Source organism: Pseudomonas sp. SF2 (assembly GCF_036858055.1).
In the GTDB taxonomy this organism is placed as follows: Bacteria; Pseudomonadota; Gammaproteobacteria; order Pseudomonadales; family Pseudomonadaceae; genus Aquipseudomonas.
In genome coordinates this window covers 76,449-86,402 of the sequence record NZ_JAMBDI010000023.1, presented here as the reverse complement: position 1 = coordinate 86,402, position 9,954 = coordinate 76,449, and the positions used below count along the sequence as shown (strand labels likewise).

Genomic DNA, 9,954 nt, shown 5'->3' with positions numbered 1-9,954 from the left:
AAGGCCGCTCCCACAGGGGGATGCGTTGCCCCGCAGCAGTTACTGCACGCCCGGATCAGCCACCAACCGGCCAGTGGCCTTGGTCAGCGACTGCAGAAACTCCTGTTGCAGCTCCGGGTCGTTGCGGGTCAGTTCGATCAGGCTCTGTTCCATTTCACTGGCTTCCTCTTCCAGGCCCAGTTCGGACAAGCGCTTGACCCGGTGTACCCATTGGCCGACATCGTCGTCTTCCAGGTCATCGAAGATCAGTTCATGGGCTTCGAGCAGCTTGTTGCGCAGGGTGGCGCTGACCAGCAGGCTGGCATCGCCACGTACCGCGTTGTCCTCGTCCAGCACCTGCAGGTGCAGTGTGCCGATGTGGTTGAGGTTCTGCTCGGAGAACGGGCTGTCGAGCAGGTTCAGGCGCAGCACGCCGTTCCTGTCGGTGGTCAGCTCGTGGGTCATCTTGCCGGCCTTGACCTCGACCAGGCGCTCGCTCCAGGGCACGCTGGTAGATTCCTCGCGCTTGCCTTTCTGCACTTCGCTGATTCCGGCCAGGTTCTGCTGGGCACGACCGTTGGACGGCACGTTCATGAACGGGTTGAGTCCGTCCACGCCGTAGCTGAGCCAGTCGTGGGTGATGCTTTCCGGCAGGTTGCCCAGGGCAAAGACGTTGACCACGTTGGCACCGACGCCCGCTACTACCGCCACCGCACCCAGCGGGATCTCGTAGATCTCCCGCCAGGGCTGGTACGGCGTGTAGCGGTCATAGCTGCGGGTGACTTCGAACTCGGTGACTTCGAAGCGCTTCTGCTCATGCACCCGCACACGTCGCTGCGGAAGCTCCATCACCTTCGGCTCGCCGACATCGATCTGCAGGGTGTGCTCGAGCAGTTTGCGCTCGATGCGCTCCTCATGGTCGCTGCGCTGGGACATCTGGTTGGCGCAGCCGCTGACGAGCAGGGCGCCGCACAGTGCGGCGCCCCCCAGGGGAAAGGTACTTCGCTTGAACATGATCACTCGTGCATTGGTTATCAGCGGCGAACGCGGGCCTGCAGGAAGGTCAGCACTTCATTGAGCGGCAACGGCTGGGCGTCCTGCTCGGTGCGGTGCTTGTACTCCAGGTTGCCTTCGGCCAGGCCGCGATCGCTGACGACGATGCGGTGCGGGATACCGATCAGCTCCATGTCGGCAAACTTGATGCCTGGGCTGGTCTTCTTGTCACGGTCGTCCAGCAGCACTTCGTAGCCGGCAGCAGTCAGCTCGGCGTACAGCTTGTCGGTCGCCTCGCGAACCACGTCGGTCTCGTAGCGCAGCGGTACCAGGGCGATCTGGAACGGGGCCAGGGCGTCGTTCCAGATGATGCCCTTGTCGTCGTAGCTCTGCTCGATGGCAGCGGCGACCACGCGGGACACGCCGATGCCGTAGCAGCCCATGGACAGGGTTACCGGCTTGCCGTTCTCGCCCAGTACCTGGCACTTCAGCGCCTCGCTGTACTTGGTGCCGAGCTGGAAGATGTGGCCCACTTCGATGCCGCGCTTGATCACCAGGGTGCCCTGGCCGTCCGGGCTCGGGTCACCTTCGACCACGTTACGCAGGTCGGCGACCTGTGGAACCGGCAGGTCGCGCTCCCAGTTCACGCCGAAGTAGTGCTTGTCGTCGATGTTGGCGCCAATGCCGAAGTCGCTCATCAGGGCAACCGAACGGTCGATCACGCATTCCAGCGGCAGGTTCAGCGGGCCGAGCGAGCCGGCGCCGGCACCAATGGCCTCGCGCAGCTCGGCGTCGGTAGCCATGACCAGCGGGTCGGCAACCTGTTCCAGCTTGGCCGCCTTGATTTCGTTCAGCTCGTGGTCGCCACGTACCACCAGGGCAACCAGCTTGCCTTCCTCGGCGCCGCGCACGATCAGGGTCTTGACGGTTTTCTCGATCGGCAGGCCGAAGTTTTCCACCAGCTGGGCGATGGTCTTGGCGTTCGGCGTGTCGACCAGGCGCAGCTCCTCGGTAGGGGCTGGGCGCACGGTTTCGCGCGGGATGGCCTCGGCCTTCTCGATGTTGGCGGCGTAGTCGGAGCTGTCGCTGAAGATCACGTCGTCTTCGCCGGACTCGGCCAGTACGTGGAACTCGTGCGAGTAGCTGCCACCGATAGAGCCGGTGTCAGCCTGTACTGGACGGAAGTCCAGGCCCAGGCGGGTGAACACGTTGCTGTACGCCTGGTGCATGCGGTCGTAGGTTTCCTGCAGGGAAGCCTGGTCGGCATGGAACGAGTAGGCGTCCTTCATGATGAACTCGCGGCCGCGCATCAGGCCGAAGCGCGGGCGGATCTCGTCACGGAACTTGGTCTGGATCTGGTACATGTTGAGCGGCAGCTGTTTATAGCTGGACAGCTCGTTGCGGGCCAGGTCGGTGATGACTTCTTCGTGGGTCGGGCCGACGCAGAAGTCGCGCTGGTGGCGGTCTTTCAGGCGCAGCAGCTCGGGGCCGTACTGTTCCCAGCGGCCGGATTCCTGCCACAGTTCGGCGGGCTGGATGCTGGGCATCAGCACTTCCAGGGCGCCGGCGGCGTTCATTTCCTCACGCACCACGGCCTCGACCTTGCGCATCACCCGCAAGCCCATCGGCAGCCAGGTGTACAGGCCGGAGGCCAGTTTGCGGATCATGCCGGCACGCAGCATGAGCTGATGGCTGATGACCACTGCGTCGGCAGGGGTTTCTTTCTGGGTGGCGAGCAAATATTGACTGGTGCGCATGGTGAGCCGTGTCGATTGCCTAAGACATTGAAATGACCCCGCATTGTACGGGGGCGAAACGAAGGCGTACAGGATGCCCCAGGGTGTGACACTTGTCAGCCAAGAAAAAGCCCGGCGTGATCGCCGGGCTTTTTCAGGTGCGGGGCACTGCAAGCCAGGCTTACAGGATGCTCAGCGGGTACTCCACGATCAGGCGCAGTTCGTCGATCGATGGGGAATCGTAGTAAACGCCATCGGAAGAGCGGTAGGTGGCCTGACGTACGCGGAAGCTCAGGTCTTTCGCCGGGCCGCTCTGCAGTACGTACTTGATATCGACGTCGCGTTCCCATTCCTTGCCGTTGCTGGTGCCGGCGACGTTGGCGTCGGTACCGCGTACATAACGGGTCATGAAGGTCAGGCCCGGGATGCCGTATTCGGCGAAGTTCAGGTCGTAGCGAGCCTGCCAGGATTTCTCGTCTTCGGCGTTGAAGTCGGAACGGGCAATGGAGTTGGCCAGGAAGATGGTGCCGCCACCGTCGATGCCATAGCCATAGTCGCCGTCGCCGGTGACTTTCTGGTAGGCCAGGGTGAAGGTGTGCGCGCCGATGTTGTAGGCGCCCGACAGGCTGAACGCGCGGTTGTCCAGCTTGTCGCCGTCGAACGCGCGGTACTCGGCCGAGCCTTCGCTCTTGGTGTCATAAATGTTGAAGTCGAACACCAGGCCTTGCTTGTCGGAGATCGGCAGCGCCCAGTTGACGTTGGCGTAGTACTTGCGCCAGTAGTCTTCGACCTTCGAGTAGTACAGGCTGGTGCTGAGGTTGTCGGTGAAGGCGTAGGTACCACCGACCACGTTGGCTTCCTTCAGGCCGAAGCTGTCGCGGTTGGTCTGCTCCTGGGCGGTCAGGCTGGTGAAGTGACCAGCGTGCAGGGTCAGGCCCTCGATCTCGTTGCTGGTGATCAGGGTGCCCTGAGCGATTTCTGGCAGCAGGCGGCTGTCGTCGGTAGCGAAGACCGGCAGTGCGGTGAACTGGTCACCCACTTTCAGCACGGTGTCGGAGATACGGAACTTAACCGCACCACCGCCCTTGGAGTAATCATCCTGCGAACGGCCGTCGGAGCCGGTCGGGAACAGGCCGGTACCGGCGCGGCCCTTGCCGCTGTCCAGTTTCAGGCCGAGCATGCCGATGGCATCGACACCCACACCCACGGTGCCCTGGGTGAAGCCGGACTCGAAGGTGCCGAGGAAGCCCAGGCCGGTTTCTTCGCGACGGCTCTGGCCGCCTTCGTTGTTACGGAAGTCACGGCTGAAGTACAGCATGCGGGTCTTGACGTTCAGCTTGCTGTCTTCGATGAAACCTTTGGACTCGTCCTGGGAAGAGGCCAATGCCAACTGCGAGGTCCCTGCCGCAACGGCCAGGGCGATCATGCTCCACTTCATCACGCGCATCGTGATTTGCTCCTTTGGTTTTTAGGAAGAGTACCGCTGCGTCCAAGTCTTTTAGTTATATGGGGCAGCTCTTTCTTGTTATGTCGGCGAAAATGTATAGCACGCAGACTGTTGTTGGCGATATGGGTATAAACATCCTTTTCGGAACTTTTTCACCATGTCGCTTCTAGGTATTTCCATGTCGCAAATCACGCCCCGGTTCAAGGGCCGTACAACCCCAGCGCTGTTCCTGTCACCGTAATGAATCTGTAACTACCGATTCCGGTTGGGGAAACTCCCTGGTAACCAATGTCGCTGTTGTTATTTGTCGCGTACACCCGCTGTTGCAGATGTCGTGCCGACTTGGCGTGAAAGGAATGCAACAAGCGTGCTCAAAATTCGCAACGCTTCATGAAATTTTCACAAAACCTGCTACCGGGGGTCGGAAAGTGCCGTAAACACGGGGCGGGAGCCGTCTGGCGGCGTATTGCTGTCGAGAATCATTAAAAATTGAAAAGCTGCCATGAAAGTCAATGTGTTACCGCAACTTGTTCATGCAGCGTCACCTGTGGGTGGCAAGTGTGGTGGGAGGTGTACCGGCGGCCTCATTTTGGTGCGAAAAGTAGCGCTGTGTTACCGGGAACGTGCAAGGTATCCTTGCAGGCCTGTTTTCCGCGTGAAGCGGTTGGTTCTGCCTCAAGGAGATTTGCCGTGTTCGTCCTCGATTCGCGTTTGCAGCAGGATTCCCTGGTGCTGGGGGAGTTTGCGCTGTGTCAGTTGTTGCTGAGCAAGGATGCCAACTATCCGTGGTTCATCCTGGTGCCCAAGCGCGCCGGTATCAGCGAACTGTTCGAGCTCGATGCTGCGGAGCAGCAGCAGTTGTGGCAGGAAACCACCAGCCTGGCCGAGGCACTGAAGGCCAGCTACAACGCCGACAAGATGAACGTGGCTACCCTGGGCAATGTGGTGAGCCAGTTGCACATGCACGTGATCGTGCGCCAGCGCGACGACGCCGCCTGGCCGGCACCGGTGTGGGGCAAGTGCCCGGCGGTGGCCTACACCGACGACCAGGTGCGAGCCATTCGCCAGCGCCTGCGCGGGCTGCAACTTGCCGGCTACCAGGAGGCCTGAATGTCGCTTGAATTACGAGTGGTCGAACTGGAAACCCGCCAGGCGTTCCAGGATGACACCATCCAGGCGCTGAATGACGTGGTGGTCGAGCAGGGGCGGGTGATCGAACGGCTGCAGTTGCAGATGGCCGAGCTGATCAAGCGTTACGAAGAGATGGTTGGCCAGTACGGCAGCGAAGGGGACGAGGCGCCGCCGCCTCATTATTGATACCTTTCAGGGCCCTGTCGCCGGCAAGCCAGCTCTCATGGAGCTGCACATGACTCATTGAATTGGCAGGGCCCCTGTGGGAGCGGACCGCTTGCGAATTCAGTTCGCTGCGCGACAGCGCAGCCCGAAGGGCTGGGCTGTCTCCCACAAGGGATGGTTTCTGCAAATGGAATCAGCGGCGGGTTACCGCAACCACATCCTCGGCCTGCAGGCCCTTGTCGCGGTGCATCACGGAAAATTCCACGCGCTGGCCTTCCACCAGGATGCGGTGGCCTTCACCGCGAATGGCGCGAAAGTGCACGAAGATATCATCGCCCGAGTCGCGGGAGATGAAGCCAAAGCCTTTGGATGTGTTGAACCACTTCACGGTACCGGTATCACGATTGCCGGCATCCTGCGCCGCGTGCTGGCTGGCGCGTGCCTTGCGCGGGCTGCGGGCAAAGCCCACGGCCAGGTGCACGGCCACCGCCAGCGCCGCGCAGACCAGAGCGGCCAGGTTGCCCATTTCCGGGCGGGCCAGCAGTGTCAGGGTCTGCAGCACCACGGCCACCACCAGCAGGGCGCAGGCCAGGTGCTGCAGCTGTTGCCGTGCGCCGCGGTAGTACAGTGGCACGACCGGGGCCAGCACCAGGTTGAGCAGGCCGAGCAGGGCCAGGTAGACCGCGTCGGGTTGTTGAAGGAAGGGGGTCGCATCGGTTTTCAGGCTGGGTAGGAGCGATAGCAGCAAGGCTGCCACGCCCGTCACCAGATGGACGATCTTGAACATGGGGTTGGCTCACAGTTGATAAGGCCGATCACAGGAAGAGCTGGCGGCACGGTGCGCATGAGGTGTAGAGCGCGAACACGGGACAGGCCAGCCTATGCACCCGGCAATGACAATCTGCACGGGTGGCACCATGCCTATTTAACAGTAAAGCCGCAGGCTACTCAAACCGCAGGCTGCGCGGCGGGTAATGCAGCTTGTGCAGGAAGATTTTGCCGCTGCTTTAACCACGCCTGTCAGCGCTTCATAGGCCACCTGGTACCTGTGACGAGGAAGTGTGGCGCATGATGCAAGCGAGCAAACGTGTGGCTGGCCAGGGGCGCTGGCCGGGAAAACAGTGCATCGATCCGTTCAGGGCGGATTTCGACATGTTGCAGACCCAGCCGGTGTCGCGTTCGGTGCGGCTCAACGGCTTTTCCACCTGCCTGCGGCTGGAGGCCGTCTATTGGGGCATCCTGGAGCGCATCGCCGCGGCCAACCGCTGCTCGGTCAGCGCGGTGCTGTCCTATGTGGACCGCGAAGTGCACCTGCGCCAGGGTGGGGTGCGCAACTTCAGCGGGCTGATCCGGGTGATCTGCGTCGCCTGGCTTCAGGACCCGCCAAGTGCGCGCTGATCGCCTGGCGGGCTGCGCAGTGCTTGCTAACCATATATAATCCCGCTTTTTGCTGCCCCGGCAGCCAGCGTTATGGTTGACGAGAGACACCCATGCCCCTTTATGACTATCAATGTGCATCCTGCGAGCACCGCATGGAAGTGCTGCAGAAGATCAGCGCCGCGCCGCTGACCGATTGCCCGGCCTGCCAGGCGCCGGCGCTGAAGAAGCTGCTGTCGGTGCCAGGCTTCCGCCTGAGCGGTAACGGTTGGTACGAAACCGACTTCAAGACCGGGGCGAAAAAGAATCTGGCAGGCGGCGACAAGGCCGACTGAGTTGAATGCTGTGACCGGGTCTTGCAGTATTAGCCCTCCGGGCGGCCAAGGCCTCCACCGAATACACGAATCACGAGAAGCGAAACCACCATCATGATGCGCAGCCATTATTGCGGCCAACTGAACGAGAGCCTGGACGGCCAGGAAGTCACCCTTTGCGGCTGGGTCCATCGTCGCCGCGACCACGGCGGGGTGATCTTCCTCGACATCCGTGACCGCGAAGGCATGGCCCAGGTCGTGTTCGACCCGGATCGCGCCGAAACCTTCGCCGCTGCCGACCGCGTGCGCAGCGAATACGTCGTGCAGATCACCGGCAAGGTCCGCAAGCGCCCTGAAGGTGCGGTGAATGCCAACATGGCTTCCGGTGCCATCGAGATCCTCGGCTACCAGCTGAACGTGCTCAACGAAGCGGAAACCCCACCGTTCCCGCTGAACGAATACTCCGACGTCGGCGAGGAAACCCGCCTGCGCTACCGCTTCATCGACCTGCGTCGCCCGGAAATGGCCGACAAGCTGCGCCTGCGTTCGCGCATCACCAGCAGCATTCGTCGCTTCCTTGACGAAAACGGCTTCCTCGACGTCGAGACGCCGATCCTGACCCGTGCCACCCCGGAAGGCGCGCGTGACTACCTGGTGCCTAGCCGTACCCACGCCGGTAGCTTCTTCGCCCTGCCGCAGTCGCCACAGCTGTTCAAGCAGCTGCTGATGGTCGCCGGCTTCGACCGCTACTACCAGATCGCCAAGTGCTTCCGTGACGAAGACCTGCGTGCCGACCGCCAGCCGGAATTCACCCAGATCGACATCGAGACCAGCTTCCTCGATGAAAGCGAGATCATGGGCCTGACCGAAAGCATGATCCGCAAGCTGTTCAAGGAAGTGCTGGACCTGGAATTCGGCGAATTCCCGCACATGACCTTCGAAGAGGCCATGCGCCGCTACGGCTCCGACAAGCCGGACCTGCGCATTCCGCTGGAACTGGTCGACGTTGCCGACCAGCTCAAGGACGTCGACTTCAAGGTGTTCGCCGGCCCGGCCAACGATCCGAAATGCCGCGTTACCGCCCTGCGCCTGCCAGGCGGCGCCAGCATGCCGCGCAGCAAGATCGACGAGTACACCAAGTTCGTCGGCATCTACGGTGCCAAGGGCCTGGCCTACATCAAGGTCAACGAGCGCGCCAAGGGCGTCGAAGGCCTGCAGTCGCCGATCGTCAAGAACATCCCCGAGGCCAACCTCAACACCATCCTCGATCGCGTTGGCGCCGTTGACGGCGACATCGTGTTCTTCGGTGCCGACAAGTTCAAGGTGGTCAGCGAAGCCCTGGGCGCGCTGCGTATCCGTCTGGGCCACGACTTCGAGCTGCTGACCTGCGAGTGGGCACCGATGTGGGTGGTCGACTTCCCGATGTTCGAAGAGAACGAAGACGGCAGCTTCACCGCGCTGCACCACCCGTTCACCGCGCCGAAATGCACTCCGGAAGAGCTCGAGGCCAACCCGGCCAGCGCTCTGTCGCGTGCCTACGACATGGTCCTGAACGGTACCGAACTGGGTGGCGGTTCGATCCGTATCCACCGCAAGGAGATGCAACAGGCCGTGTTCCGCCTGCTGGGCATCGAAGCGGCAGAACAGGAAGAGAAGTTCGGCTTCCTGCTCGACGCCCTGAAGTTCGGTGCACCGCCTCACGGTGGCCTGGCCTTCGGCCTGGACCGCCTGGTCATGCTGATGACCGGCGCCCAGTCGATCCGTGAAGTGATCGCCTTCCCGAAAACCCAGAGCGCCGCGTGTGTCATGACCCAGGCCCCAGGCATGGTCGACGCCAAGGCCCTGCGCGAGCTGCACATCCGGCTGCGCGAACAGACCAAGGTCGAGTAAGCAGTCCCCGGGCGCATCCACATGGATGCGCCTTTGCGTTTCGGCGCAGGCAATTTCCCGTCCCGCCCCGCACAGGGGCGGGGCTGTTTGTGATTCAAAGGATTCGGAGTCGTTATGGCTGGTCATTCCAAGTGGGCAAACATCAAGCACCGCAAAGAGCGCCAGGATGCCAAGAGAGGCAAGATCTTCACCAAGTGGATCCGCGAGCTGACGGTCGCCGCCAAGCAGGGCGGTGCTGACCCGGCCTCCAACCCACGCCTGCGCCTGGCGCTGGACAAGGCCCTGGGCGCCAACATGAGCCGCGACATCATCGATCGCGCCGTGGCCCGTGGTGCCGGTACCAACGAAAGCGACAACGTCGAAGAACTCAGCTACGAAGGTTACGGCCCGGGTGGCGTGGCGATCATGGTCGAGGCCATGACCGACAACCGCAACCGTACCGCCGCCGCCGTGCGTCATGCCTTCACCAAGTGTGGTGGCAACCTGGGTACCGACGGTTCGGTGGCCTACCTGTTCGAGCGCAAGGGGCAGATCAGCTTTGCCCCGGGCGTGGAAGAAGACGCGCTGATGGAAGCGGCGATGGAAGCCGATGCCGACGACGTGGTGGCCAACGATGACGGCTCGTTCGACGTGTTCACCTCGTTCAACAGCTTCTACGCCGTGCGCAATGCCCTGGAAGAGGCGGGCTTCAAGGCCGCTGACGCGGAAATCGTCATGCAGCCGACCACCAGCGCCGAACTCGACCAGGACGGTGCCGAAAAGGTGCTCAAACTGATCGACATGCTCGAAGACCTGGATGACGTGCAGAACGTCTACTCCAATGCCCAGATTTCCGACGAGATCATGGAAAACCTCGGCTAAGGTGTCCTGGCTATCCAGGCCAGTTCTTCAAGTTTGTCAGCGCCTGTACCGGCCCTTTCGC

10 protein-coding genes are annotated in these 9,954 nt (G+C 62.0%); 6 read left to right on the top strand and 4 right to left on the bottom strand.

What is annotated here, in order from left to right; translation table 11 throughout:
• Positions 1-39: 39 nt before the first annotated feature.
• From M2S36_RS15495 to M2S36_RS15485, 3 genes are all read right to left on the bottom strand, one after another.
• A complete protein-coding gene (locus tag M2S36_RS15495) occupies positions 40-993 on the bottom strand; it encodes a hypothetical protein (RefSeq protein WP_063913028.1) in 954 nt (317 codons plus the stop codon).
• 20 nt (positions 994-1,013) lie between these two features.
• Entirely contained in the window at positions 1,014-2,729 is a 1,716-nt protein-coding gene (locus M2S36_RS15490; RefSeq protein WP_063913027.1) for a proline--tRNA ligase, read from the bottom strand.
• A gap of 160 nt (positions 2,730-2,889) precedes the next feature.
• Entirely contained in the window at positions 2,890-4,155 is a 1,266-nt protein-coding gene (locus M2S36_RS15485; RefSeq protein ID WP_207830729.1) for an OprD family porin, read from the bottom strand.
• Between the two features lie 690 nt (positions 4,156-4,845).
• Between M2S36_RS15485 and M2S36_RS15480 the strand changes: the two genes are divergently transcribed.
• Positions 4,846-5,265: an HIT family protein gene (locus tag M2S36_RS15480; protein ID WP_333957413.1), complete on the top strand. Its 420-nt coding sequence runs from the start codon at positions 4,846-4,848 to the stop codon at positions 5,263-5,265.
• Positions 5,266-5,472 (top strand): SlyX family protein, encoded by a 207-nt coding sequence (locus tag M2S36_RS15475; RefSeq protein ID WP_063913024.1) that lies wholly within the window; start codon positions 5,266-5,268, stop codon positions 5,470-5,472.
• A 172-nt stretch (positions 5,473-5,644) separates the two neighbouring features.
• Here the strand turns inward: M2S36_RS15475 and M2S36_RS15470 are convergent, their stop codons facing one another.
• Complete coding sequence (locus tag M2S36_RS15470; RefSeq protein ID WP_207830733.1) at positions 5,645-6,238, bottom strand: cold-shock protein; 594 nt, start codon at positions 6,236-6,238, stop codon at positions 5,645-5,647.
• A gap of 281 nt (positions 6,239-6,519) precedes the next feature.
• On the opposite strand from M2S36_RS15470, the gene M2S36_RS15465 reads away from it, so the two are divergent.
• From M2S36_RS15465 to M2S36_RS15450, 4 genes are all read left to right on the top strand, one after another.
• Positions 6,520-6,849 (top strand): ribbon-helix-helix domain-containing protein, encoded by a 330-nt coding sequence (locus M2S36_RS15465; RefSeq protein WP_207830735.1) that lies wholly within the window; start codon positions 6,520-6,522, stop codon positions 6,847-6,849.
• 92 nt (positions 6,850-6,941) lie between these two features.
• Positions 6,942-7,163, top strand: a complete 222-nt coding sequence (locus M2S36_RS15460) for an FmdB family zinc ribbon protein (RefSeq protein ID WP_003254776.1) — start codon at positions 6,942-6,944, stop codon at positions 7,161-7,163.
• A 93-nt stretch (positions 7,164-7,256) separates the two neighbouring features.
• Positions 7,257-9,032, top strand: coding sequence for an aspartate--tRNA ligase (gene aspS, locus M2S36_RS15455; protein WP_207830737.1), 1,776 nt, complete (start codon positions 7,257-7,259; stop codon positions 9,030-9,032).
• Positions 9,033-9,146: 114 nt separating this feature from the next.
• The gene (locus tag M2S36_RS15450) at positions 9,147-9,893 is read left to right on the top strand and encodes a YebC/PmpR family DNA-binding transcriptional regulator (protein WP_013973810.1); all 747 of its coding nucleotides are present in this window, start codon (positions 9,147-9,149) and stop codon (positions 9,891-9,893) included.
• The last annotated feature ends 61 nt before the right edge of the window (positions 9,894-9,954 follow it).

What these genes read in the sequence shown, in the direction of transcription:
- M2S36_RS15450 (WP_013973810.1), top strand. Translation starts at nt 9,147, where the DNA reads ATGGCTGGTCATTCCAAGTGGGCAAACATCAAGCACCGCAAAGAGCGC.
- M2S36_RS15470 (WP_207830733.1), bottom strand. Translation starts at nt 6,238, where the DNA reads ATGTTCAAGATCGTCCATCTGGTGACGGGCGTGGCAGCCTTGCTGCTA.
- M2S36_RS15475 (WP_063913024.1), top strand. Translation starts at nt 5,266, where the DNA reads ATGTCGCTTGAATTACGAGTGGTCGAACTGGAAACCCGCCAGGCGTTC.
- aspS (WP_207830737.1), top strand. Translation starts at nt 7,257, where the DNA reads ATGATGCGCAGCCATTATTGCGGCCAACTGAACGAGAGCCTGGACGGC.
- M2S36_RS15490 (WP_063913027.1), bottom strand. Translation starts at nt 2,729, where the DNA reads ATGCGCACCAGTCAATATTTGCTCGCCACCCAGAAAGAAACCCCTGCC.
- M2S36_RS15485 (WP_207830729.1), bottom strand. Translation starts at nt 4,155, where the DNA reads ATGCGCGTGATGAAGTGGAGCATGATCGCCCTGGCCGTTGCGGCAGGG.
- M2S36_RS15465 (WP_207830735.1), top strand. Translation starts at nt 6,520, where the DNA reads ATGATGCAAGCGAGCAAACGTGTGGCTGGCCAGGGGCGCTGGCCGGGA.
- M2S36_RS15495 (WP_063913028.1), bottom strand. Translation starts at nt 993, where the DNA reads ATGTTCAAGCGAAGTACCTTTCCCCTGGGGGGCGCCGCACTGTGCGGC.
- M2S36_RS15460 (WP_003254776.1), top strand. Translation starts at nt 6,942, where the DNA reads ATGCCCCTTTATGACTATCAATGTGCATCCTGCGAGCACCGCATGGAA.